Source organism: Rahnella aceris (assembly GCF_011684115.1).
GTDB lineage: Bacteria > Pseudomonadota > Gammaproteobacteria > Enterobacterales > Enterobacteriaceae > Rahnella > Rahnella aceris.
On the sequence record NZ_JAADJV010000004.1, the window covers coordinates 326,446 to 350,780 of the forward strand.

The window sequence follows — 24,335 nt, forward strand, 5'->3', positions numbered from 1 at the left end:
TATTAATGGCAACTGTGTTGTTTGCAAAACCCCCTCCCCGCCTCCCCCTTCGCAGGGGGAGGAGCAAACCAGCATCAACTTTATGCGGCGAGAACATTATGAGAATCCTCATCCGATCACTGCTTTTCCTGCTTTGTTGCCTTCCGTTGCTGGCAGAGGCGGGTGCGGCGAATGACTTTGCTGCCGCCAGCCGCAGCCAGCAGGCCACGTTATTACAGCAATGGGCGGCAGACCCGCAGCCGGAAAGGCTGCCACTGCTCGAGGCACTGAAGCAGGAAAACGTCGTCATCGACGAAGCGAAACATGCATTTGCACAAAATGGCGATCAGATGACGCCGCTGGAAGGCGACGTTAAACCGCAGGGTGACACCAAAAAAGTCTGGCTGAACAACCGCCTGCGTATTCTGATTGCCAATGCGCTTTCCGCACACCGTCTGGTGAGCACCGACAGCGCTGTCCGTTTACAGGCTGCCAAAGCCTTACAGCGCGAAGCGCAGGCCGATCAGTTGCCGCTGCTGACCCGTCGTCTTGAACGGGAAAAAGACAGCACCGTTCACAACGCCCTTTCCATCGCGCTGGCAAATTTACAACTGGCTGATGCCAGTCCGCAGGTGCGCCTGAAAGCCGTTGAACTGCTCGGCACGTCGGGCGATCCGGATACTCAGGGCCGCCTGCAAAGCCTGACGGATCCGAAAACCGAGCCTGATGCCACGGTGCGTAATGCCGCGCTCGCCAGCCTGAAAGCGGTGCAGCATCGCCTGATGATTGGCGATTTACTGGGTCAGGCGTTTACCGGCTTATCGCTCGGCTCGATTCTGCTGCTGGCCGCACTCGGACTGGCGATCACATACGGTTTGCTGGGTGTGATTAACATGGCACACGGCGAGATGTTAATGCTCGGCTCTTACTCGACTTACATGGTGCAGTCGCTGTTTCAGCATTATGCCCCTGGCCTGCTGGCGCTGTATCCGCTGGTGGCACTGCCGGTGGCCTTTTTCATTACGGCGGGGATTGGCATGGCACTGGAGCGCACGGTCATCCGCCATTTATACGGTCGTCCGCTGGAAACGCTGCTGGCGACCTGGGGCATCAGCCTGATCCTTATTCAGGGCGTACGTATGCTGTTTGGTGCACAGAACGTCGAAGTGGCGAATCCCGGCTGGCTCTCCGGCGGTATTCAGTTGCTGCCGAATCTGGTGCTGCCGTACAACCGCATCGCGGTGATCATCTTCGTGTTGCTGGTGCTCGGCCTGACCTGGCTGCTGCTCAATAAAACCCGGCTGGGCATGAACGTACGCGCCGTCACCCAGAACCGCGCCATGGCGGCCTGCTGTGGGGTGCCCACCGGGCGCGTCGATATGCTGGCGTTCGGCCTTGGTTCCGGCATTGCCGGTTTAGGCGGCGTGGCATTATCGCAGCTCAGTAACGTCGGCCCGGAACTCGGTCAGGGCTACATCATCGACTCCTTCTTAGTCGTGGTGCTTGGCGGTGTCGGACAACTGGCGGGCACCGTGGTGGCGGCCTTTGGTCTGGGCATCGTGAACAAAATTCTTGAGCCGGAAATCGGCGCAGTACTGGGGAAAATCCTGATCCTCGCGCTGATTATCCTGTTTATTCAGAAACGTCCTCAGGGACTCTTCGCCTTCAAAGGCAGGGTGATTGACTGATGAGCCAGCCTCTGACGATTACCGGCGTACAAAAAGCGCCTAAGATTGCGATTTCGGTGGGCACGCTGGTGCTCATCTTCCTGATTGTGATGCCGTTTCTGGCGCTGTTGCCCGCCAGTAATCCGCTGGCGATCTCCACGTACACGCTGACGCTGATCGGCAAGATCCTCTGTTATGCGATCGTGGCGATCGCGCTCGATCTGGTGTGGGGTTATGCCGGTTTGCTGTCGCTCGGCCACGGGCTGTTTTTCGCCCTCGGCGGTTATGCGATGGGCATGTATTTAATGCGGCAGGCCGCAGGCAGCGGATTGCCGGATTTTATGTCGTTTCTGTCGTGGACCGAGCTGCCGTGGTTCTGGGCAGGTACGCAGCATTTCGCCTGGGCGCTGTGCCTGATTGTGCTGGTGCCCGGCGCGCTGGCGTTTGTGTTCGGCTATTTCGCCTTCCGTTCAAAAATCAAAGGCGTCTATTTTTCGATCATGACGCAGGCGCTGACGTACGCCGGTATGTTGCTGTTTTTCCGCAATGAAACCGGTTTTGGCGGCAATAACGGTTTCACCGGTTTTACCACCCTGCTCGGCTTTCCGGTCACCGCCACCGGCACCCGCGTGGGATTATTTTTAGCCACGGTTCTGGTGCTGGTCGCCAGTCTGGCGCTGGGCTTTGCGCTGGCGAGAAGTAAATATGGCCGCGTGCTGACGGCAGTGCGTGACGCTGAGAACCGGCTGATTTTCTGCGGTTACGATCCGAAAGGTTTCAAGCTGTTCGTCTGGACGATTTCCGCCATGCTGTGCGGTCTGGCGGGTGCGCTGTACGTGCCGCAGGTCGGCATTATCAACCCGGGCGAAATGTCGCCGACCAACTCTATCGAAGCCGCCATCTGGGTAGCACTCGGCGGACGCGGCACGCTGATCGGCCCGGTTATTGGCGCAGGCATCGTCAACGGCGCGAAAAGCTGGTTCACCGTCGCCATTCCCGAATACTGGCAATTTGTGCTCGGCGGCATGTTTATTCTGGTGACACTGTTCCTGCCGCAAGGCGTGATTGGCCTGCTGCGCAAGAGGAAATCCTGATGACCATGACCGAAGACCTGTTTACCCAACCGCAGCGGGCGGACCGGCACCGCGAACAAACTGACCCGATTTTGCAACTGGAAAACATCAACGTCAGCTTTGACGGCTTTAAGGCGCTGACCAATTTGTCGCTGAACATCGGCGTCGGCGAATTACGCTGCGTGATCGGCCCGAACGGCGCGGGGAAAACCACGCTGATGGACGTGATCACCGGCAAAACCCGACCGCAAAGTGGCCGTGTTTTTTACGACCAGCGTACCGATCTGACGAAACTGGATCCGGTGCAGATTGCGCAGTCAGGCATCGGGCGGAAATTCCAGAAACCGACGGTGTTTGAAGCGCTGACGGTATTCGAAAATCTGGAAATCGCGCAGAAAACCAATAAATCAGTATGGGCGTGTCTGCGCGCAAAAATGAACAGCGAGCAGCGTGACCGCATCGATGAAATGCTTGGCACGCTGCGCCTCGCCGCTGAGCGACATCGACCGGCGGGCCTGCTTTCGCACGGTCAGAAACAGTTTCTGGAAATCGGTATGTTGCTGGTGCAGGAACCGCATCTGTTACTGCTCGATGAACCGGCGGCAGGCATGACCGATGCCGAAACCGAATACACCGCAGAGCTGTTCAAACAACTGGCTGGCAGGCATTCGCTGATGGTGGTCGAGCACGATATGGGGTTTGTGGAAACCATCGCTGACCACGTCACCGTGCTGCATCAGGGTCAGGTGCTGGCTGAAGGCTCGCTGCGTGAAGTGCAGGCCAACGAGCAGGTTATCGACGTGTATTTAGGGCGCTGAGGAGTCGCATTATGTTGCAGGTAAATGAACTGAATCAGTTTTACGGCGGCAGCCACATTCTGCGCGGCCTGTCTTTTGAGGCAAAAATCGGCGAAGTGACGTGCCTGCTCGGGCGTAATGGCGTCGGAAAAACCACGCTGCTCAAATGCCTGATGGGGCTGATACCGGCGAAATCCGGCACCATCACCTGGCAGGATCAGGTGATCAATTCCCGCAAACCGCACCAGCGTGTACAGGCGGGCATTGCCTATGTCCCGCAGGGACGCGAAATTTTTCCGCGTCTGACCGTGGAAGAAAATCTGCTGATGGGGCTGTCGCGTTTTTCCGGCAGCAATGCTAAACAGGTGCCGGATGAAATCTACCATCTGTTCCCGATCCTGCTGGAAATGAAGCATCGCCGCGGCGGGGATTTGTCCGGCGGCCAGCAGCAACAACTGGCGATTGGCCGTGCGCTGGCCTGCAAACCGAATCTCCTGATCCTCGACGAACCGACCGAAGGCATTCAGCCGTCGGTGATTAAGGAAATCGGTGCGGTGATCAAACAGCTCGCCGCCCGCGGTGACATGGCAATCCTGCTGGTCGAACAATTCTACGATTTCGCCGCCGAACTGGCCGACAGCTATCTGGTGATGTCGCGCGGCAGCATTGTGAAACGCGGGCGCGGGGCAGAAATGGAGGCGGAAGGCGTGCGCGGGCTGGTGGCGATTTAGTCCCTGATCAAGTAACGCTCGCTAATTCATCCCTTCAGGTCTACCATAAACCTAACTGCTAGGTTTATGGATAAACTCATGCCCACAATTCTCCGCTTTTCAGGATGGTTGATTATGGTTTACAGCCATGATCACCTGCCACGCCATGTTCATTTACGACGCGGAGATCAAAGCTTTGTTTCGTTACTTAGAAGCAAATATCGTCACGCTCAATGCTGAATGGGAGAAGATCCATGGCACCAATGACACGATTTGATGCGGCGTTAAAGCGCGGGGAGCAAACGGCTAATGACCCTTCCCGCCCTGTTTCGGTCGAATACCGTCCTGAACAACATGCCTTTATGATCATGCACGGCAACGGCGTCGGGTATCTTATTAACATTGATTTGATTGAAGAACTTCAGCACGCGACGCAGGAACAACTGAACACCGCAGCAGTCGATGGTTTCAGCAAAGCACTGCGTATTCCGGCCTGTAATGTGGATATTTACCTGCCGGGATTACTTGCAAAAATTCTTTTTGATGCCAGCGACTTACAGAAAATTGTTGCCTCAATTAACGGTGCCATGCGCAGCGCCGTTAAAGCCAGTGCCAGCCGGGAAAATGGTAAAAAAGGCGGACGTCCGCGTAAAAATACAGAGTTACGTTAATGCCCAAAATCAAAAGTCAGGAAGCTCTGATGCGTCAGCGCAAGCGCTGGATCATGCTGGCGGTGCTGTTGGCGGTGATCGCCGCAGGCCATCAGTGGTGGAAACAAGGGAAACTCGTCTCCGAGCAATGGAGCCCGAACAAACAGTATGTGGTGCGCGAGTATAAAACTTTCGAATTTATTCCGCGCATGACCATGCCGGGCGACGGCGGGCATTATTCCGGCTATATGCGTGTCTACAACCGCGACGGCAAACAATTTTACGAAGAGTATTCCGGCCTGCTCGACTTTATCGAAGGACCGTTCTGGGCGAAGGAAGGCGTTTACTGGATGGGTAATGATAATCAGGACATCGTACGGTTGCCGACGTCGCCGGTGGAGTGATTAACAGACACAAAAAAGCCGCGACTTGCGCGGCTTTTCACATCTCAACCTAAGGTCGACACCTTAGCTTCTGACTTTACGGTAGATAAACAGTACGACGATCGCACCAATCACGGCGACCACGAAGCTGCCGAAGTTGAATCCGTCTACGCGACCAAAACCGAAGAAAGTACTGATATAACCACCCACAACGGCACCTACAACACCCAGGACTACGGTCAGAATGAATCCGCCGCCATCTTTGCCCGGCATGATCCATTTCGCCAGAATACCTGCAATCAGACCAAAGATAATCCAGGATAAAATTCCCATTTTCGACTCCTCCGAATAAATTTCCGTTACCGTGAATATTGTTCAGCCAAATTAGCCAAACAAGAGCAGAACGTTTCAGGCTCTGCGAGCAGAACGTGTGTTTTGCACGAACGCCCTCTTCTTGAACTGCAGATAAAGTCTAGCACCCTTTCTACAAAACCGCCCAAAATCAGCAGGAAGGGAAGAAATGCAGAGAAACCTAAGGCAGTTTCAGGCTGTGTCAGCACGAATGCGGTTTCGTCAGCTACCCGCATTCGCACGTAAAATCGCGTAAAAAGTAGACCAAATATTTTGAACAAGATACTCAAATCAATCCGTTTTTCATCTCCGGGTATCACGCCTATTATACATTCATCGAAAGGCAACCACCTTTCACTCTCATAACCTGAATGGATAAATCATCATGAAAAACGTCAAAATTTTTGCTGTAGCTGCAACCCTTTCCCTGATTTCTTTCGGCAGCTTCGCGGCTCAGCAGATTACTCAGCCATCAAGTGACATGCAGAAAATTGGGGTGATTTCCGCCGCCAACTCCACCTCTATCAGTGGCCTGGAAGCGAAACTTTCACAACAAGCGAAAGATGCCGGTGCCTCTTCTTACCGCATCATCTCCGTGACCGGGAACAACAAACTGCACGCTGACGCTGAAATCTACAAATAATCGTCTGCGAGAAAACCCTCTGAAAAGCCTGTGGAAGCCCGACTTCCACAGGCTTTTTTATTTGCCAGTATTTTTATGCCGAATTTCATTTAAATTCGCGATTGCATCTCTGCCGTCCGCTTCACTATTCTGGTTTTTTCGCTCATCAGGAAAAGCCAATGACCGTTACCGAATCCCTGCTTTCTTACGCGCTTGCCGCTGGCATTTTAACCCTCACCCCCGGTCTCGATACCGCACTGGTGCTGCGCACTGCCGCCAGTCAGGGCAGTAAAAAGGCGCTGTCCACCGCTTTTGGCATCAGCACCGGTTGTCTGGTCTGGGGCGCGATGGTAGCACTTGGCCTTGGCGCCGTGCTCGCTGCCTCTGAAATCGCCTTCAATGTCTTGAAATGGATCGGTGCCGCGTATCTGGCCTGGCTCGGCCTGCAGATGTTGTTCAAACCCCGCAACGAAATGAACATGGATGCGCCGCAAAGCCGCCGCACCGCCTTACGCATCGGGAACTCGCCGTTCGTTAAAGGCCTTTTTGGCAACGTGCTTAACCCGAAAGTCGGTGTGTTTTATGTCTCTTTCCTGCCGCAGTTCGTCGCCACCGGCTATCCGGTCGGGCCGTACATTTTCGGCCTCGCCGCCATGCATGCGGTGATCGGGACGTTATGGTCGGTCACCATGATTTCGGCCACCCGCCCGCTGTCGCGCTGGTTGCGCCGTCCGGCAGTGGTCAGAACGCTGGACCGGCTCACCGGCACCGTGTTTATCGCTTTTGCAGTTCGCCTCGCTACGACAAAACGTTAACGGAAAAAGGAAAAATGTCATGAAGACTCGTCTCACCCATGCCCCGACCGAAAGCGATCTCGAGGAGATCAAAACGGCACTGCGGGATTTCAACAGAAACTTTATCCCGAAACCGACCTTCCGCGAGTTAGGCATTTTCGTGGAAGATGAGAATGGCAAGAAACTGGCCGGTATCGTGGCTGAAACCGTCGGCTACTGGATGTACATAAAGATGCTGTGGGTCGATGAAACGCTGCGCGGCAAAGATGTCGGCACGCAGCTCATCAGGGAAGCGGAAGAGGAAGCCAAAGCACGGGGTTGCCGTTACTCGCTGGTTGATACGTTCAGTTTCCAGGCGCGGCCTTTCTACGAACGTATGGGCTATAGCATGCAAATGGCGCTGGAGGATTACATCCCTGATTCCCGCGCGCCGGACGATGCGCCCTCGACGCATACGCGGTTCTTTCTGACGAAAACGTTAAGCTGAAAGCGCCAGCCATTCCTTCACCGATGGCCGCTGCCATTGCGCCTCTGCGTAAGCGGCCAGTTTCTCCGGCAGCGGATCGCCGTTCAGATGCAGACGATTAAGCATCAGCGCCAGATCCACGTCCGCAATACACCATTCGCCAAATAAATATTCTTTGTCGCCCAGTAAAAACGCTGCGGCGGCATACAATTTTTCAGCCGCCTGCTGTCCGCTTGCACTGAGCGCCGGACGTTTCGCACCGGCAAACACCACTTCCGTTGAACGCTCTTCGCGAATAGGCATCAGATCGCTGCGCAGCCATGCCTGTACTTCACGGGCCTTGGCGCGGTTTTCAGGGTCAGCCGGGTAAATGGCCGGGAACGTGGGCGCAGGGAACAACTCTTCGACATATTCATCAATCGCAGAAGACTCGGATAACACAAACGTGCCATTGGTTAATGTCGGTACGCGGCGGGTGACGGAAATCGCCGAATAATTTTCCTTCAGGTTTTCCGCGTTAGCCAGATCTACCTTTTCCAGTTCAAAGGGAATGCCTTTTTCGGTCAGCGCGACAAAAGCGGACATCACATAAGGGCTGAAAAAATTGGCATCGGAATACAAAATCAGCGAAGGCTGGCTCATGGCAAACTCCTGAAAGAAATAAAACAAAGGAAGAAAAACATAGCGCAGAAAGAGGGAGGTGTCGTTAAAAACTCATTCAGATGATAAACCCGAGTGGAGTTGTTGGGATACGGGCAAATTTTCTCATTCTAAAGAATGCGTACATCATCTTATACATTAAGCTAATTTTGAGAAACTGATTAAACAAGATATTTTCCGCACCAAACTTTCGCACGTTTTTTAACCATTGCCATTTGGCTTAAGTCAATATATCCTCTAAAAAACCGCCAAACAAACGGACTTCAAAGGGCGCATTATGGATAATTCAGAAGAGATAGCACAGCGCATTGCCGACATAATTATTTCCCCTGATTCAGCTATTGGTTTGGTACATGGAATACTTTCCGTGCCAGTTGATCTTGGATATCTTGCATATGGTTTTTTCGATACAGATTCATACCACGCTCATGAAACAGAAACAATAAGAATAATAGAAGCGATTAAACGTGGAATACTGGAACATGATCGGATTACGGACGCGATACAAACTATACTTAATGATTTCAATAAATACGTTTCAGAAAGCGAACAAAACAAAACATACAGCCGATCTGTTTTCTCAGTTGTCGGCAGAACTGCAACTAATACAGTTATTGCCGGGAAAGTTGCTATCGCGATAGCTCAAGGAACAAGCTTTTTTGTGAAAGTAAGAGGCGGGGTCATTGGAAACATATTATTAGTCGGAGGAATGAAAGAACGCTGCATTCGGGCATCAGAAAAGCTGAGCGTGGAAGTGCCTGAACTCTACGCTATTTTGCGGTTAAAAGATTATGACCTGCTTTATTTCCTGTTCGAGCCTGCCCTGTCACCTTTTGTTGACGCCCTGTATGTTCGACACCAACAAGGCTCTCCCGCGTTTGATAAGATCCTAAAAATTGTAGATTCAAAAGTTGGAGCCCGTAGATAAGTGGATAAGAAACCCAGCTTTATGAAGAAAGCTGCAAATGCTGCAGTAGGTCAAATAGGCGCTATCCTTGGCGGTGCATCAGTCTGGTTTTCGTTATTCTTTGTATTTTATTTTGATACCTGGCTGGAGAGATTGCTCGCCATTTCAGCTATGGTATTTGTCATATGGATTATTGGTAAACTAGTCGATAAATATTACCCACAGGATAACTAAACATTAAATATAAGGATATTTCATGTCAAATCCAGCATATTTATTTCTAACCGGAGTAGATGGTTCGCCCATTGTTGGTGGTTCGTTGGTTTCAGGCAGAGAGGGGGCGATAGAGTTAAAATCAGTGACTCATAATATGCATATCCCAGCCGACAGAAACACGGGTAAACTAACAGGGACACGAATACATTCTCCGATCACCTTGCAAAAAGAATTCGATAGGACAACGCCGCTTTTGTATCGCGCACTGAGTGAAGGACAAACGCTGAAGTCTGCTACAATCAAAATGTATCATATTCTTGAGGCGGGAATAGAAGCCGAATACTTCAATATCATTTTGGAAAATGTAAAAGTTACATCCATTGCACCCAATTTATACCCCGGCAACCAGACTGGAACACATTTTGAAACTATCCAGCTACGCTATGAAAGCATTACATGGAAGTATGTAAACGGGAATATCATTTATAAAGATACCTGGAATGAACGCATAACCGCCTAATAGATCGGCGACAACCCACTACAGCCTCCATCTCTGCTTGGGAAATCCAAAAACGACATATAAAGTCGGCATTTTTACGCCTCCAACCCACCTCATACTTATTCATTGTAGCAATGAATAAGTATGAGGTCCGCCAAAGATAAACGTTCGCATCCTGCGCACGTCTCCCTATACTGCTGTTATGTCGGCTGATTCAGCACCTGTTCAGGAAACTCCTATGAAGTCATGGCTCTTACCTCTTTTGCTGCTTGCACCGCTCTGCTCGCAGGCGGCATCTACGCCGAAAGAAATCAAAGCGCGGTTCAGCCAGTTTAAGGTCGGCGATAAAACCATTTGCCTGGATGATGTGACTTACGCCAACAACAGCAAAATGAAAGTTATCGAGAACGGCTTCGTGGTTTCGAAGCGTAAGAATGTGCTGGTTTATCAGAGCAACACCTTATTTCTGCTCGGTAATGACATCACGGTGAACATCAAGGCCGTGATTGAAAGCAAGGCAGGGAAAACAGGATTCCGTAATCAGTTTAAACAGGCGATGATCCGGGTCGACGGGATGGATGATCCGACGCGCGCCAGTGAAAAAGCCAAAATCATTCAGTCTTTTGAAGACGTGATTTCAGATAAAAATAATGAAACGCCCTACAGTTCAGTGGCGCTGACCGATAAAGGCTACATCATCACGCAGATGGAAAGTCATTCCACCACCATCAGCGAATGCTACGTCACGCCTTATAAGAAGCCGGAAAACAACAAATAAATCAGAGGGAAAGGATGACTATTTTAGCGCCGATGAGTGCTGCGTTTTACCAGGGTTTCGCAGAACAGCTGGCAAAAGATTATGCAGAAGAGAATGTAACAGCCGGTCTTTGGCAGGCGGATACCGCGCTGGAACGGGCTCGCAGTTCTACGCAAAGTGCACTGCCGCAAGGTATTGATACGCCGGATCAGTATCTTTTTGAGATTAAAACCAAAGAGAACGGCGAAACAGCGGGCTATTTATGGTTTTCCAATGTGGAACGTTATGGCGTGCGCAGCGCGTTCGTGTACGAACTGACGGTGTATCCGCAATTTCGCCGTCAGGGTCATGCAGCGGCAGCGTTCAGATTGATGGAAGAACGCCTGCAGGAACAGGGTTGTGTGGCAATTGAACTGAATGTCTTTGCCAGCAATCCCGGTGCGCAGGCGCTGTACGCCAGCCTCGGTTACGTCACAACGAAAATGAATATGCGTAAACCACTTAACGGGAATATTTAATAAATTCGGTCAGCGTACCAATACGATCATACAGTTTGCGGGCAGTATGATTTGAGGTCTGGGTAGTCCAGTAGACGTTGGCTTTATTGTTTTCGTCGGCGTAAGCATAAACCGCTTCAATCAGTTTTTGCCCGATCCCCAGTTTGCGGGCGCGGTCGTCAACGTACAAATCCTGCAAATACACCACCTGCTGCATGTGCCAGCCATGATCGTGATTGATACAGTTCACCAGCCCGGCCAGTTTTCCCTCGTACTCCGCCACATAGCCAAACATGCTGGCGTAATCAGGCTGTGATAAACGCTGGAAAGTGTAATCAAATTGCGCCGGATCGAGCTCCGACTGGTAAAAATCCAGATAATCACGCCATAACGCTTCCCAACCTTCGCGGTCTGCGGGGGTTAACAGACGGATCATCACATCGTGCGGCTGGCTCATCGGGCATTCTCCTCAGGAAATGAAAACGTTACGGGCGTGACTGCGGATAATGTATCAGGTCGTGGAAACGCACGGAATGACCGCTTTCATTGCGGTAAGCGTGCGGACAATCGGCAACAAAACGCAAAGCTTCACCGGCGCTGAGCACGCGCGTCACGCCGTCAACCGTCAGCGTCAGTTCACCTTCGATAACAATCACATGCTCAATCACTCCGGCTTCGTGTGGTGTGGATTCGCTGCATCCGCCCGGCTCGAGATCGATAACAAACATGTCCATACGCAGCGTGGTATCGAACGGAAACAGCGGCACCACGCGCATGCCCGAAGTGTCACTGTTGAACGTAGTCAGTAAGCCGTGGCGATGCAACGCCGCTGACTGCGCGGGCGGCGTTTCGAGAAATTCCGAGAACGAAACATTCAGGCCGCTGGCGATTTTCCACAGCGTCGCGACGGTCGGGCTGGATTCGCCGCGCTCGATTTGCCCGAGCATCGCCTTACTGACGCCGGTATGTTCTGCCGTCTGGCTGAGACTCCAGCCGCGTTCGCTGCGCACGGCTTTCAGCTGGCTGCCAATATGGTGGGTGAGTTCCTGCATCCTGACTCCTCTGGCAATCGTTTTTACCGATCGCGATTGTGCGTTATAACGCACAGTGATATCTTGAGCGCAGCAGATGTGCGCTATAACGCACAACAGCATACCGCCAGCGTCCGCTAACCAGAAGGAATTTCGCCCATGGCCTCGCGTCTCAGTTTGCAGAATTTAACGTTTTCGGCGGTAATCGCCGGATTTGTCGCGGTTTTAGTCGGGTATACCAGCTCCGCGGCGATTATCTTTCAGGCGGCGGAAGCGGCGGGCGCCAGCGTAGCGCAGATTGGCGGCTGGCTGAGTATGCTCGGGCTGGGCATGGGCGTTACCAGCATCGGGCTATCGTTGTATTACCGCACGCCGGTGGTGACGGCCTGGTCAACGCCCGGTGCGGCGCTGCTGGTGACCAGCCTGCCCGGCACTTCGCTTAACGAAGCCACTGGCGTATTTGTGTTTGCCACCGGGCTGATCCTGCTGTGTGGCGTGACCGGTTTATTCGCCAGACTGATGCATTACATTCCTCAGGCGCTGTCAGCGGCGATGCTCGGCGGTATTCTGTTGCGTTTCGGGCTGAACGCCTTTACCTCACTGCAAAGCAATTTTGCCCTCGCAGGGACCATGTGTCTGGTGTATCTGCTGGCAAAACGCGCCCTGCCGCGCTATGCGGTGGTAATGGCGCTGGTTGCCGGGCTGATCGTCGCCGCATTACAGGGGGATATTGCCCTGCACGGTCAGACGCTGACCTTCGCCGCACCGGCGTTTGTGATGCCGCATTTCACACTTTCCACCATTATCGGCATTGGCATTCCGTTTTTTGTGGTGACTATGGCCTCACAGAATGCGCCGGGCATCGCCACACTGAAAGCGCACGGCTATCATCTGCCCGTTTCGCCACTGATTTCCTGGACGGCGCTGACTGCGTCAGTTTTAGCGCCGTTCGGCGGTTTTACCATCTGTATCGCCGCCATTACCGCCGCAATTTGTATGGGTGAGGATATTCATCCTGATCCCAAAAAGCGCTATATGGCGGCCGTCTCGGCAGGCGTTTTCTATCTGATTGCGGGCGTGTTTGGCGGTTCCATCGGCATGATCTTTACTGCGTTACCGGAGGCGCTGATCCACACCATCGCCGGGCTGGCTTTGCTCGGCACCATTGCTGGCAGCCTGTACCGCGCGCTGGAAAATGAGCGTCAGCGCGACGCGGCAATCATTACGTTTCTGATCACTGCTTCCGGCGTCACGCTGCTGGGAGTCGGTTCGGCATTCTGGGGGCTGGCCGGTGGTGTGATAACCCATCTGATCCTCAGCATTCCGGCGCGCAATCGTGATAAATCTGCCGGGAAAAGTTGAGTCCGTTCAAGTTATGGGTAACAGGTTTTCGTAACACGACGCAAAGTGACGACGATCACATTTTATGACCGGCAAACCCTCTTTACTGGGCGCAATCAGGCCCTTTAAAGAGCGAGAATTCCATGACTATTGCCACACAATCCTGCGTCGTAACCGGGAAAAAAGACGTTTCGGTGATCAACCAGACCCTCGACTACACCGGAGCAGGTACGCTGGTGAAAATCACCCGCGGCGGCATCTGCGGCTCGGATCTGCATTATTATGAACACGGCGCGGTGGGTGATTTCAAAGTGCGCGAGGCGATGGTACTCGGCCACGAAGTGGTGGGTGTGGTGGAGAAATCGGATACCCCGCGTTTGCAGCCTGGTCAGAAAGTGGCGCTGAACCCGAGTAAGCCGTGCAAAGCCTGCAAATACTGTCTTTCCGGCGACGAAAATCAGTGCACCACCATGAAATTCTTCGGCAGCGCGATGTATTTCCCGCACATCAATGGCGCGTTTACGCAGTATAAGATCGTCGACAGCAACCAGTGCATTCCTTACGACAATCAGGTCAGTGACCGTCTGATGGTGTTCGCCGAGCCGCTGGCCGTCGCCATTCATGCCGTCAATCAGGCAGGCGATATTCATGGCAAAACGGTGTTTGTTTCCGGCGTCGGTCCGATCGGTTGCCTGATCGTGCTGGCGGCGAAAGCCAAAGGCGCCGCGCAAATCGTGGTGACGGACCCGAGCGAACGTTGCCGCACGCTGGCACTGGCGGTGGGTGCAGGTAAAGCGCTGGACGCCGCACAGGGTGATTTCAGTGAATATCAGGCGGAGAAAGGCTTTTTCGATGTCTCCTTTGATGCCTCCGGCCATCCGTCTTCCATCCGCCGTTGTCTGGAAGTGACCCGCGCGCGCGGCACGCTGGTTCAGGTCGGCATGGGACCGGTGGTGAATGAATTCCCGCTGATGATGCTCATTGCCAAAGAAATTAACTGGGTCGGCAGCTTCCGCTTCACCGAAGAATTCAACACGGCGGTCGAATGGCTGGCGAACAAAACTGTCGATCCGATGCCGCTGCTGTCGGCGGAATTCCCGCAGGAAAGCCTGGTGGAAGCGCTGGAATACGCCCTGGATAAATCCAAAGCCTCGAAAGTGCAACTGGTTTTCTAACCGGGTCTGCAATACCAGTCACAATATCAAAACACCGTTTCATTTTATTATGTCCTCTGATTTTTATCCTCAGAGGACATTTGCATTATGGTAAAGGACAACGCGAAAAAGCAGGTCGCTCTGCTGCTGGCCGACGGATTTGAAGAAGGTGAAGCGGTAATTGTGCTCGATATTCTCGAGCGGCTGGAGATTCAGGTCACCACATTAGCCTGCCAGAAAAGCCTGACGCTGCGCACCTATCACGGCATTCAGATGCAGGCCAACGAACTGCTGTCCGCGCAGGGGGATCGTTTATTCGATGCCGTCGTCATGCCCGGCGGGCCGGAAGGTTCAGTGGCGCTGGCGGCCAGTAAAGAGGTGGTGGAATTTGTCCGCCGTCATGACAACGCCGGGAAACTGATTTGCCCGCTGTGCTCCGCTGCCGCGCGCGTACTCGGCGGAAACGGGCTGCTGAAAGGTCGTCGCTATGTCTGTTCCGGCGATTTATACAAAGACGTGAAAGACGGCGTTTACCTCAATCAGTCGTTTGTAGAAGACGGCAACTTACTCAGCGGCAAAGGATTAGGGCTGGCGTTTGATTTTGCGTTTCAGCTTGCGTACCGCCTGACCGGCGATGCTGAAACGACCAATTTCCAGGCCGACCATATCGACTATCACCACTGGCGCGCCGATCAGAAGCTTTGATCAAAAAATTCTGAACCGACGGCGGATGGCGAAGGTCGTCCGCCCTGGTCAGCATCATGTCCGTTTTTGGCATTCTTCTCATTTCAATTCAGGCGCACACTGGCTTCACACTCACCAGATGGAGTCCGGAAATGACCCAAAGCGCCCTGTTAAATATCGACGTTCAACGTTCCTTCGAACATAAAGACTTCTGGCAGCAGGATGATTTACCGGCTTTCAGCGCAGCCTTAACCCGCCTGATTGATGGTTGTCAGGCCCGCAACGTGCCGGTTATCGACGTGTTTCACGTCAATCCTGATGGCGACTTTTCGCTGGCTTCCGGTCTGGTCACGCCGATGACGTTCCTCACACACCAGCCGCAACATGTCGTCCATAAACACGTCCACAATGCCCTGACGGAATCCGGCCTCGACGGCTGGCTGCGCGATAAAGGCATCACGCATCTGATTATCGCCGGTATGCGTACCGAGCAGTGCTGCGAAACCACGGCCCGCGTGGCGTCCGATCTCGGCTATTCAGTGACTTTTGTCACCGAAGCAACACTGACGTTCCCGATGACCCACGCCAGCGGACTCACGCTGAGCGCGCAGGAGATCAAATTGCGTACCGAACTGGTGCTCGACGACCGCTTTGCCACCCTCACCGACGTGACCGGTGCGCTGGCGGAACTTGACCGCGTTGTGTGAAGATAGCGTTTTCCCCTGCGGACGGATGAAGCACTATGCAGCGAAATGTCTACTTTGTGACGCTCCCCGGCGTGATGTCGTTAGATCTCACCGGCCCGGCGGAAGCGCTGCGCCTGAGCGGGCAATTCCGGCTGCACTACATCGGGCCGCAGCCGGAAGTCATGATGTCTACCGGCCTGATGGTCAGCCATTTACAGCCACTGCCGCAAAGCCTGCCAGAGGGCAGCATTCTGATCATGCCGGGCGTGGCGGAATCCGCTGAAAACTTCAGCTCAATGGTGGCGCAGACGACCTGCGACTGGCTGCATCAGCAGAAAAGCGCCATTGAAGCGGGGAATTTAACGCTGGTGTGTATCTGCTCCGGCAGCCTGCTGGCCGGAAAAGCCGGGCTGCTCGACGGCTATCAGTGCACGACACATCACGACGTGATCGGGCAGTTGCGCCAGCAGGTACCCGCCGCACAGGTAAAAGATAACCGGATATTTGTTGAAGACCGTTCCGTGCTGACCAGCGCGGGCATCAGCGCCGGTATCGATCTGGCACTGCACCTGATCGCCACGCATCTGGGGCCACAGGCGGCGCTGGATGTCGCCCGCGAAATGGTGGTCTATTTTCGTCGTGGCGGTGATGATCCGCAACTCTCTCCGTGGCTGCGTTACCGTAATCATCTGCACCCCGCCGTTCACCGCGCACAAAATCTGATGGCCGCCGAACCGGAATCCGCCTGGCAGGTGGAAGAGGTCGCTGCCAGAGCGCACATCAGCGCACGCCACCTCACCCGTTTGTTCCGCCAGCATCTGGGTATCAGCGTGCGTGACTACCACGAGCAACTGCGTATCGCCGTGGCGCAACAGCGCCTTCAGCAGGGATCAGGCATCGAAAAAGCCGCCCTCGCCGCCGGATTTTCGTCCGCAAGACAATTGCGCCGTGCGCAGGAGCGGTGGCGTTAAAGGGATTCAGCTCACCCAATTCCGCCGGTCTATTTTCCCCAACCCCATCGCCAGTAATAATCCGCCACCCAGTCCGCAGATAAACAAAAAGGCGATGTTCAGCAGCGGATATTGCGGAAAGTCGAGATGCTGGCTGCGCAGGCCAATGATGATCAGTGCATGAAAGCCGTAGATGGCCAGGGAATGACGGGAGATCAGGGCAAATCCCGGCAGCATGCGGTGTGTCAGCGCGTTTTTGAACACCACGAACAGCGCGATGGCGGAGATAAACACCAGCGGGCCGCTGTAGACGTAAAAAGTGTCGGCGAAATTCTGGTTAATTTGCATCTGCCGGTACGTACCCGTGGCAATCGCCAGCGTGCTGAGGATAAACAGGGCGCTGGCGGTAAGCGTGATTACCATTTTTTCAGTATTGAGCTGGCTGATGGCGCGGCCCATCAGGGCGTAAAGCACGTAATAGAAGGTATCGCCACTGATGTATAAATCCAGCGGCAAAAGATGGATTTTCTGCCATGTCACGGCAGGCAGTTGCGGATTCGCCAGGACGCCAAGCAATGTTCCGGCGATCAGCAGGTATCTGCCGGATACGGCTTTAACGTTAATCAGCGGGGAAATCAGGTAAATCACGATAATGGCGTAGAAAAACCAAAGATGGTAAAACACCGGTTTTTCCACAATCAGACGCAAAGACGGCCAAAATCCTATTTTTGTCATGGTGAGGATATACATCAGCGAGACGGCGCTGTAGAACAGCAAACATAATGTGACGCGCCAAAAATGCCGTTTTTGCGCACTTTTTTCACCCAAAAATAGCGCACCGGAAATCATAAAGAACAGCGGCACACAGACGCGCGAGGCGGAATTGAGCAGGTTTGCCACTGTCCATTCAGCGGTATGGACCGCAGCGAAATTGACCACCAGCGAGGTGCTGGCGTGGATCATCACCACCATCATGCAGGCGAGCGCACGCAGATTATCTATCCAGCTGATTTTTTGGCTCATTCCCTGCAATTTCCTTCTTACCGATGGTTGTTGGCAGCGTAGCCAGCTTTTGGAGGGCTAACAAGGCAAAAGTGCCGTTCTCAGATTGTGCTGAACGTGAATCTGAAGATTGCGTTGCGCTCAAATAATCGGCAAAATAGCCAGCATTACTGCCTCGCTTGCGAAACCCGCCCGGACAGTCTCTTATTTTCTGCTAATTTTCAACCGATTAGCCTTACGTCTGTGAATAACTAAAATGCATAATTCTCCAAATACTGCGTCCCTTCTGGGTCGGCAGGCGCTTTTGTTCCCTCTGTGCCTGGTGCTGTTCGAATTCGCGACTTATATCGGTAACGATATGATCCAACCGGGCATGCTGGCCGTCGTGGCTAATTTTAATGCCGGGGAAGAATGGGTGCCAACATCCATGACCGCTTATCTGGCTGGCGGCATGTTCCTGCAATGGCTGCTCGGGCCACTGTCAGACAGACGCGGGCGTCGTCCGGTCATGCTGGCGGGCGTGAGCTTTTTCATCATCACCTGTCTGGCCATTTTGTTCGTACAAAACATTGAACAGTTTATGGTGATGCGTTTCCTGCAAGGCATCAGCCTGTGCTTTATCGGCGCGGTCGGCTATGCCGCGATACAGGAATCCTTCGAAGAATCGGTGTGTATTAAAATCACGGCCATGATGGCGAATGTCGCGCTGATTGCCCCGCTGCTCGGGCCGCTGGCCGGTGCGGCGCTGATCCACGTTGCCCCGTGGCAGTCGATGTTTGTAATTTTCGCCGTGCTCGCCGCTATCGCGCTATGGGGACTGTGGAAATCGATGCCGGAAACAGCTTCCCGGCTTGGTGAACCGTTCTCGATGCCAAGCCTGCTGCGCGATTACAAGCACGTGCTGAAGAACCGTCAGTTCGTATGCGGCGCGCTGGCGATTGGTTTTGCCAGCCTGCCGCTGCTGACGTGGATTGCACAGTCGCCGGTGATTTTAATCAGCGGCGAAGGCTTAGCCGCTTACGATTATGGCCTGTTACAGGTGCCGATTTTCGGCGCACTGATTATCGGTAACGTTACGCTGGCGCGCCTGACGGGCAAACGTACCGTCGAATATCTGATTAAACTGGGCGCAGGCCCGATGGTGGTCGGTTTGCTGATCGCCGCGGTGGCTACGATGTTTTCTGCGCATGCCTATCTGTGGATGACCGCCGGTCTGAGCCTGTATGCGTTCGGAATTGGTGTGGCGAATGCCGGTTTGTACCGCCTGACGCTGTTCTCCAGCGACATGAGCAAAGGGACTGTCTCCGCCGCCATGGGCGTTATCAGCATGATGATTTTCACGGTTGGGATTGAGCTGGCAAAAGTGGCTTATGTCGAAGGCGGTGCGGGGATGTTTAACATGTTCAACCTGATCAGCGGCCTCGCCTGGCTGGCGCTGGTGGTGGTTTTCCTGCGCAGCCGTCAGGTGGTGCTGCCGCCGAACAGCGTGGTGTGATTTCGATCTGAGTCGCCTGCAAAACCCCCTCCCCGCCTCCCCCTTCGCAGGGGGAGGAGTAAAAACGCCGACCTGCTCCCTCCCCTGCGAAGGGGAGGGCTGGGGTGGGGTATTAATGGCAACTCAGAATCAGAAAAGCCCCATCGGTTTACTCGAATAACTCACCAGTAAACATTTCGTTTGCTGATAGTGATCCAGCATCATCTTATGGGTTTCGCGCCCGATACCGGATTGTTTGTAACCGCCGAATGCCGCATGTGCCGGATAGGCGTGATAGCAGTTGGTCCAGACACGGCCAGCCTGAATGTTGCGCCCCATATGATACGCCACGTTGCCGTCACGGCTCCAGACACCCGCCCCCAGCCCGTACGCCGTATCGTTGGCGATTTGTAACGCCTCATCCATATCTTTGAATGTCGTTACCGCCAGCACCGGTCCGAAAATTTCTTCCTGGAAGACGCGCATGTTGTTTTTACCCAGCAAGATGGTCGGTTGCAGGTAATAACCCTCGTTCAGCGAACCTTCAAGTTTCTTCTTCGCACCGCCGGTCAGGACTTCCGCGCCCTCATTTTTACCGATTTCGATGTAATCCAGAATGGTTTTCATCTGTCCGGCAGACACCTGCGCGCCCATCTGGGTTTCCATATCCAGCGGGTTACCGGTTTTGATCGCTTCCACGCGTTTGATTGCCCGTTCCATAAAGCGTTCGTAGATGGACTCCTGCACCAGCGCACGGCTCGGACAGGTACAGACTTCGCCCTGATTGAAGGCAAACAGCGCGAACCCTTCCAGCGCTTTGTCGAAGAATTCGTCCTCTTTATCCATCACGTCGGCGAAGAAAATATTCGGCGATTTACCGCCCAGTTCCAGCGTAGCCGGGATCAGGTTTTGTGCAGCATAGCCGGCGATCCGCTGGCCGACTTCCGTCGAACCGGTGAAAGCGACTTTGGCGATACGTTTGGAGGTCGCCAGATATTCGCCGATTTCCCCGCCCGCGCCGTTGACCACGTTAATGACGCCAGCAGGCAGAATGTCCTGCACCAGTTCCATCAGCAACAGAACCGACAGCGGCGTCAGTTTGGCCGGTTTGAGTACGATGCAGTTACCAGCCGCCAGCGCCGGTGCCATTTTCCAGCACGCCATCAGCAGCGGGAAATTCCACGGGATAATTTGTGCCACCACGCCCAGCGGTTCGTGGAAATGATAGGCCACGGTTTCGCTGTCGATTTCGCTGATCCCGCCTTCCTGTGCGCGTACGCAGGAGGCGAAATAACGGAAATGGTCGATGGCTAACGGCACGTCTGCACCACTGGTTTCGCGGATCGGTTTGCCGTTATCCCAGGTTTCGGCATTTGCCAGCAGTTCAAGATTTTGTTCCATGCGATCGGCGACTTTCAGCAGTAAGTTTGCACGCTGCTGCACCGGCATTTTTCCCCATGCGTCTTTGGCTTGATGGGCGGCATCCAGCGCCAGATCGACGTCATCGGTGCTGGAACTGGCCACTTTACACAGCACTTCGCCGGTAACCGGCGTCAGGTTGTCGTAATACTCTTTTTTTACCGGCGCGACCCATTCACCGCCAATAAAGTTGTCGTATTGTTTTTTGAGTTTCAGCGGGAAACCGTATTCTTCCGGTTTGACGGCATGAGGATTTTTATCATAGGCCATGATGGAACTCCTTTATGCAACAGGGATTAGCAGAGCGCTGCACAAAGCTTAGGCTTTAAAAATCTCACTGGCAGATTGTAAAGAGAAGTCTTCGAGCGGCCTCACACCTTTTTCGCTGCAAAGCTGGCGTTACCACTTCCGGGGGGTGTGGTGCGCGCAAAACTCTCGCGCTGGAACAGGCGTTCAACCAGTTTTACCAGTTCGGGATGCTCGACACACCAGCCCGGCGCAATACGCCGGAAGTTGAGATAGCCCAGACAACAGGCGACGGCAATATCGGCCACGTTGAGGCTTTCAGAATTGAGCAATGTACGGTTTGCCGCATGCTTTTCCAGCGCATCCAGCCCGCGCAACAGTTTTTCCCGCTGGCGCAAAACCCAGGCTTCGTTACGTTTATCCGCATCGCGGCGGCCTTCCAGCACCAGCGCCACGGCAGCATCAGTGACGCCGTCGGCCAGCGCTTCAATTTGCTTCACGCGTAACGCTTCCAGCGGCTGCCACGGCAACAGCGTGGGCGCGACATTCATCAGTTCGATGAACTGCACAATGATCGGGGAATCATAGAAAATTTCGCCATCATCGGCGACCAGCGCGGGGACTTTTCCGAGAGGATTGTACTGCGTGATTTTGCAGCCAGGTTCGTGGGGGGTGTCATTAATGAAATCAAACGGGATGCCTTTTTCCAGCAACATCACCGAAATTTTGCGTACATACGGGCTGGTATAACTGCCGATCAATTTCATCAGACCCTCCTCGTTTTCGCCGGAACCTCTTTTAAAGCTAGCAGCCATGCCGGGGTTTACCAGTCACGGCTGCCAGATTAACAGGTTACCCGGCGGGAAACAGGAACGGGTTGATGCCGCTGCCGGAAAATCCTTTATCTTCCATCCGGTCATCGAGCAGCAGCGTGGCGAGGTCGTCCGCCACGGCGTCTGCCTGCGGATCTTTATCCTGATAAATCACTTTCAGGTACGCGCCGCAATCGTCACAGGCTTCGGCTTTCACCGTCGCCTGCTCATCGTCGATAGACCAAAGGTTCAGATGCTCCATTTCATCACAGTTGCTACATTTGGCGCGCACCACATGCCACTGGCTTTCACACAGATTGCAGTGCAGATAGCGCAGGCCACCGGCATTGATCACCGCAGACACAGGAATACTGCCGCAGACCGGGCAGAACTGACGATTTTCGCCATAATCCGCCCGCCCGACACCCCGCAACTGCGCCGCCATCTGCGCCCAGTACAGCGACAATGCGGCCCAGATAAACGGGGCTTCATCGGCCGGAACGTGTTTGAAATCCTGATTCAGCAACTGCGTCGCCATCATTTCCCGCTGCAGGCTCGGGGAATGTTCGAGGCGCTCAAGTACGCCGGACACCGGCTCTGATGCGCCATGTTTGAGCACCAGGATCAGCGCATCCAGCAAGGTCAGCCAGTGCGGCGTGCGCGGAAACAGACGGCAGTCGAGTGGCGGTTTACCGGCCGCTTTTTCTAATTCGCCACTCAGGTCGATACTGAGCGGAAACTCTTTCAGCACGCGCTGCTGGGCGTCGCAAATCGCCGCAGCAAAGTTCAGATATCCGTCGAGCGGGCTGTTTTCAGCCAGCGCGCGCAGACGATCGGCGCGGCGCTGATACCGTGTTTTCAGGTTGGCGAACAGTACCGGCGGGATGTTCCCCGCCGTGGTTTTACCGTCTGTCAGTTCGTCCTGTTGAACAATCTGGATGCTCATCCGGCTTTCCTCTTATCTTGTTCTTTTTTCAGCTCTTCAGCACGCACCTGACGATACCAGCGCGGATGGTGATACTTCGCCCATGACGCGGGCACTTTGCCGCCGGTCATGGCCGAAATCGACCCTTTCGCCCAGGTCGCCGCGTAGACGTGCATGATGATCACCAGAATCAGGCCAATACCGGCCAGTGAATGCACCAGCAGCGCCAGACGGATCAGCGGTATCGGGAAGTAACCAGCAAACCACGGACGCCAGATCATGACGCCGCTCACCATCAGCAGCACAAGGCAACTGATCGCCGCCCAGAACACGCATTTCTGGCCGAAGTTATAGCGGCCTGTGTCGCCGACTTCATGATTGGTCAGCACTTTGCCGATATTTTTCGCCCACACAATGTCATCTTTTTCCGGCAGGTTGTGCTTCCAGTAGCGGAAGAACATACCGAGGAAAGAGACGAACATCACCACGCCGAAAAACGGATGCAGGATACGCGCCAGTTGCGGGGTGCCGTAAACGTTCATCAGCCAGTTAAACGACGGGAAAAAGAAGCCGATGCCGCTGAGCGCGAGCGTCACAAAACAAAACGCCACGATCCAGTGATTGAGACGTTCCACCAGATTATAGCGCTGGATTAACTTCTCTTTTTTCATGAGCGTTTCTCCTCATCGTCATGTTTATCTTCCCCTTCCGTATGCTCTTCCTCTTTCACGTAATTCGGCCCCACGCCGAGGAAGTGGAATGCCGCCGCGGCGAAGGTCACTGCAAAGCCGACGGCGGCCAGCGGTTTCCAGACACCTTTCCACAAGGTAACCGCCGCGCTGATGGCCGGATCTTTTGGCAGGCCGTGATACAGCTCAGGATTGTCGGCGTGATGCAGCACGTACATCACGTGCGTGCCGCCAACGCCCTGCGGATCGTATAAACCGGCATGTTCAAACCCGCGGCCTTTCAGCTCGCTGACGCGTTCTGCAGCCAAATCCTGCATCGCGGTTTTAGTGCCAAAATGAATCGCACCTGTCGGGCAGGTTTTCACACAGGCCGGTTCCTGGCCGACGCTCACACGGTCAACGCACAGCGTGCATTTGTAGGCACGGTTATCCTGTTTGTTGATGCGCGGAATGTTGAACGGGCAACCGGCGATGCAGTAACCGCAGCCGATGCAATGTTCTGACTGAAAATCGACGATGCCGTTGGCGTACTGCAAAATCGCGCCTTCCGCCGGACAGGCTTTCAGGCAGCCCGGATCGGCGCAGTGCATGCAGCCATCTTTGCGGATCAGCCATTCCAGCTTGCCGTTTTGTTCCACTTCGGAGAAACGCATCACCGTCCAGGATTTCGCACTGAGATCCATCGGGTTATCGTAAACGCCGGTATTAAACCCGACGTCATCGCGCAGGTCGTTCCATTCGGAACAGGCGACCTGACAGCCTTTACAGCCGATGCAGGTGGTGACATCGATGAGTTTCGCCACTTCCTGCTGATGATCACGGGCACGCGGCGCTGGCGTGAACCCGTTGGTTGCGGACTTACGAAGTATGTCCTGTGATTGCATTGCCATAATT

29 protein-coding genes and 1 pseudogene are annotated in these 24,335 nt (G+C 54.0%); 20 read left to right on the forward strand and 10 right to left on the reverse strand.

Annotation, left to right across the window (positions count from 1 at the left end; translation table 11 throughout):
- Positions 1 to 98: 98 nt before the first annotated feature.
- The 6 genes from urtB to GW591_RS19695 all read left to right on the forward strand — a co-directional run bounded on the left by urtB (position 99) and on the right by GW591_RS19695 (position 5,280).
- Positions 99 to 1,667 (forward strand): urea ABC transporter permease subunit UrtB, encoded by a 1,569-nt coding sequence (gene urtB, locus GW591_RS19670; RefSeq protein ID WP_166861276.1) that lies wholly within the window; start codon positions 99 to 101, stop codon positions 1,665 to 1,667.
- Positions 1,667 to 2,740, forward strand: a complete 1,074-nt coding sequence (urtC, locus tag GW591_RS19675; protein WP_013573422.1) for an urea ABC transporter permease subunit UrtC — start codon at positions 1,667 to 1,669, stop codon at positions 2,738 to 2,740. The genes urtB and urtC overlap by 1 nt, the downstream gene beginning before the upstream one ends.
- Positions 2,740 to 3,537, forward strand: a complete 798-nt coding sequence (urtD, locus tag GW591_RS19680; protein WP_013573421.1) for an urea ABC transporter ATP-binding protein UrtD — start codon at positions 2,740 to 2,742, stop codon at positions 3,535 to 3,537. The genes urtC and urtD overlap by 1 nt, the downstream gene beginning before the upstream one ends.
- 11 nt (positions 3,538 to 3,548) lie before the next feature.
- A complete protein-coding gene (urtE, locus tag GW591_RS19685; protein ID WP_112197281.1) occupies positions 3,549 to 4,247 on the forward strand; it encodes an urea ABC transporter ATP-binding subunit UrtE in 699 nt (232 codons plus the stop codon).
- A gap of 233 nt (positions 4,248 to 4,480) precedes the next feature.
- Positions 4,481 to 4,897 (forward strand): DUF2442 domain-containing protein, encoded by a 417-nt coding sequence (locus GW591_RS19690; protein ID WP_013573419.1) that lies wholly within the window; start codon positions 4,481 to 4,483, stop codon positions 4,895 to 4,897.
- A gap of 29 nt (positions 4,898 to 4,926) precedes the next feature.
- Positions 4,927 to 5,280 (forward strand): hypothetical protein, encoded by a 354-nt coding sequence (locus GW591_RS19695; RefSeq protein ID WP_225444971.1) that lies wholly within the window; start codon positions 4,927 to 4,929, stop codon positions 5,278 to 5,280.
- 63 nt (positions 5,281 to 5,343) lie between these two features.
- Here GW591_RS19695 and GW591_RS19700 read toward each other — a convergent pair whose 3' ends face one another.
- Positions 5,344 to 5,592 (reverse strand): GlsB/YeaQ/YmgE family stress response membrane protein, encoded by a 249-nt coding sequence (locus GW591_RS19700; protein ID WP_013573417.1) that lies wholly within the window; start codon positions 5,590 to 5,592, stop codon positions 5,344 to 5,346.
- Between the two features lie 403 nt (positions 5,593 to 5,995).
- Here GW591_RS19700 and bhsA point away from each other — a divergent pair, with 403 nt between their 5' ends.
- The 3 genes from bhsA to GW591_RS19715 all read left to right on the forward strand — a co-directional run bounded on the left by bhsA (position 5,996) and on the right by GW591_RS19715 (position 7,513).
- Entirely contained in the window at positions 5,996 to 6,253 is a 258-nt protein-coding gene (gene bhsA / locus GW591_RS19705) for a multiple stress resistance protein BhsA (protein WP_013573416.1), read from the forward strand.
- A 158-nt stretch (positions 6,254 to 6,411) separates the two neighbouring features.
- A complete protein-coding gene (locus tag GW591_RS19710) occupies positions 6,412 to 7,047 on the forward strand; it encodes a LysE family translocator (RefSeq protein ID WP_013573415.1) in 636 nt (211 codons plus the stop codon).
- Positions 7,048 to 7,066: 19 nt separating this feature from the next.
- Positions 7,067 to 7,513 (forward strand): GNAT family N-acetyltransferase, encoded by a 447-nt coding sequence (locus GW591_RS19715; protein ID WP_014411441.1) that lies wholly within the window; start codon positions 7,067 to 7,069, stop codon positions 7,511 to 7,513.
- On the opposite strand, the gene yfcF is transcribed toward GW591_RS19715, so the two are convergent.
- A complete protein-coding gene (yfcF, locus tag GW591_RS19720) occupies positions 7,505 to 8,134 on the reverse strand; it encodes a glutathione transferase (protein WP_013573413.1) in 630 nt (209 codons plus the stop codon). The genes GW591_RS19715 and yfcF overlap by 9 nt on opposite strands.
- 295 nt (positions 8,135 to 8,429) lie before the next feature.
- On the opposite strand from yfcF, the gene GW591_RS19725 reads away from it, so the two are divergent.
- The 5 genes from GW591_RS19725 to GW591_RS19745 all read left to right on the forward strand — a co-directional run bounded on the left by GW591_RS19725 (position 8,430) and on the right by GW591_RS19745 (position 11,049).
- Entirely contained in the window at positions 8,430 to 9,080 is a 651-nt protein-coding gene (locus tag GW591_RS19725) for a hypothetical protein (RefSeq protein ID WP_112197279.1), read from the forward strand.
- A gap of 21 nt (positions 9,081 to 9,101) precedes the next feature.
- A complete protein-coding gene (locus tag GW591_RS19730; RefSeq protein WP_037033839.1) occupies positions 9,102 to 9,293 on the forward strand; it encodes a hypothetical protein in 192 nt (63 codons plus the stop codon).
- Positions 9,294 to 9,315: 22 nt separating this feature from the next.
- Positions 9,316 to 9,795: an Hcp family type VI secretion system effector gene (locus GW591_RS19735; RefSeq protein WP_112197278.1), complete on the forward strand. Its 480-nt coding sequence runs from the start codon at positions 9,316 to 9,318 to the stop codon at positions 9,793 to 9,795.
- A gap of 217 nt (positions 9,796 to 10,012) precedes the next feature.
- Positions 10,013 to 10,552 (forward strand): hypothetical protein, encoded by a 540-nt coding sequence (locus tag GW591_RS19740; protein ID WP_013573412.1) that lies wholly within the window; start codon positions 10,013 to 10,015, stop codon positions 10,550 to 10,552.
- A gap of 14 nt (positions 10,553 to 10,566) precedes the next feature.
- Positions 10,567 to 11,049, forward strand: a complete 483-nt coding sequence (locus GW591_RS19745; RefSeq protein WP_013573411.1) for a GNAT family N-acetyltransferase — start codon at positions 10,567 to 10,569, stop codon at positions 11,047 to 11,049.
- On the opposite strand, the gene GW591_RS19750 is transcribed toward GW591_RS19745, so the two are convergent.
- Both GW591_RS19750 and GW591_RS19755 read right to left on the reverse strand, forming a co-directional pair.
- A complete protein-coding gene (locus tag GW591_RS19750) occupies positions 11,033 to 11,485 on the reverse strand; it encodes a GNAT family N-acetyltransferase (RefSeq protein WP_112197277.1) in 453 nt (150 codons plus the stop codon). The two genes, GW591_RS19745 and GW591_RS19750, sit on opposite strands and share 17 nt — an antisense overlap.
- Positions 11,486 to 11,513: 28 nt before the next feature.
- Complete coding sequence (locus tag GW591_RS19755) at positions 11,514 to 12,080, reverse strand: helix-turn-helix domain-containing protein (RefSeq protein ID WP_013573409.1); 567 nt, start codon at positions 12,078 to 12,080, stop codon at positions 11,514 to 11,516.
- A gap of 138 nt (positions 12,081 to 12,218) precedes the next feature.
- Here GW591_RS19755 and GW591_RS19760 point away from each other — a divergent pair, with 138 nt between their 5' ends.
- From GW591_RS19760 to GW591_RS19780, 5 genes and pseudogenes are all read left to right on the forward strand, one after another.
- Entirely contained in the window at positions 12,219 to 13,421 is a 1,203-nt protein-coding gene (locus GW591_RS19760; protein WP_166861278.1) for a benzoate/H(+) symporter BenE family transporter, read from the forward strand.
- Positions 13,422 to 13,543: 122 nt separating this feature from the next.
- Positions 13,544 to 14,575, forward strand: a complete 1,032-nt coding sequence (gene idnD, locus GW591_RS19765; protein WP_014411439.1) for an L-idonate 5-dehydrogenase — start codon at positions 13,544 to 13,546, stop codon at positions 14,573 to 14,575.
- 87 nt (positions 14,576 to 14,662) lie between these two features.
- Positions 14,663 to 15,259, forward strand: a complete 597-nt coding sequence (locus GW591_RS19770) for a DJ-1/PfpI family protein (protein ID WP_112197276.1) — start codon at positions 14,663 to 14,665, stop codon at positions 15,257 to 15,259.
- Between the two features lie 131 nt (positions 15,260 to 15,390).
- A pseudogene (locus GW591_RS19775) lies at positions 15,391 to 15,933 on the forward strand (isochorismatase family protein); the annotation flags it as partial.
- Between the two features lie 47 nt (positions 15,934 to 15,980).
- Entirely contained in the window at positions 15,981 to 16,895 is a 915-nt protein-coding gene (locus tag GW591_RS19780) for a GlxA family transcriptional regulator (RefSeq protein ID WP_013573404.1), read from the forward strand.
- Between the two features lie 6 nt (positions 16,896 to 16,901).
- On the opposite strand, the gene GW591_RS19785 is transcribed toward GW591_RS19780, so the two are convergent.
- Complete coding sequence (locus GW591_RS19785; RefSeq protein ID WP_013573402.1) at positions 16,902 to 17,897, reverse strand: acyltransferase; 996 nt, start codon at positions 17,895 to 17,897, stop codon at positions 16,902 to 16,904.
- 235 nt (positions 17,898 to 18,132) lie between these two features.
- Here GW591_RS19785 and GW591_RS19790 point away from each other — a divergent pair, with 235 nt between their 5' ends.
- Positions 18,133 to 19,371 (forward strand): MFS transporter, encoded by a 1,239-nt coding sequence (locus GW591_RS19790; protein WP_112151988.1) that lies wholly within the window; start codon positions 18,133 to 18,135, stop codon positions 19,369 to 19,371.
- A 129-nt stretch (positions 19,372 to 19,500) separates the two neighbouring features.
- Here the strand turns inward: GW591_RS19790 and exaC are convergent, their stop codons facing one another.
- From exaC to fdxH, 5 genes are all read right to left on the reverse strand, one after another.
- Complete coding sequence (gene exaC / locus GW591_RS19795; RefSeq protein ID WP_013573400.1) at positions 19,501 to 21,039, reverse strand: acetaldehyde dehydrogenase ExaC; 1,539 nt, start codon at positions 21,037 to 21,039, stop codon at positions 19,501 to 19,503.
- A gap of 101 nt (positions 21,040 to 21,140) precedes the next feature.
- Positions 21,141 to 21,782 (reverse strand): glutathione S-transferase, encoded by a 642-nt coding sequence (locus GW591_RS19800; RefSeq protein ID WP_013573399.1) that lies wholly within the window; start codon positions 21,780 to 21,782, stop codon positions 21,141 to 21,143.
- Between the two features lie 85 nt (positions 21,783 to 21,867).
- On the reverse strand, positions 21,868 to 22,773 hold the full coding sequence (gene fdhE, locus GW591_RS19805; protein WP_112151989.1) for a formate dehydrogenase accessory protein FdhE: 906 nt from the start codon (positions 22,771 to 22,773) through the stop codon (positions 21,868 to 21,870).
- Positions 22,770 to 23,423, reverse strand: a complete 654-nt coding sequence (gene fdoI / locus GW591_RS19810; RefSeq protein WP_112197178.1) for a formate dehydrogenase cytochrome b556 subunit — start codon at positions 23,421 to 23,423, stop codon at positions 22,770 to 22,772. Before fdoI ends, fdhE begins: the two co-directional genes overlap by 4 nt.
- Entirely contained in the window at positions 23,420 to 24,331 is a 912-nt protein-coding gene (fdxH, locus tag GW591_RS19815) for a formate dehydrogenase subunit beta (protein ID WP_131638504.1), read from the reverse strand. Before fdxH ends, fdoI begins: the two co-directional genes overlap by 4 nt.
- Between the last annotated feature and the right edge of the window lie 4 nt (positions 24,332 to 24,335).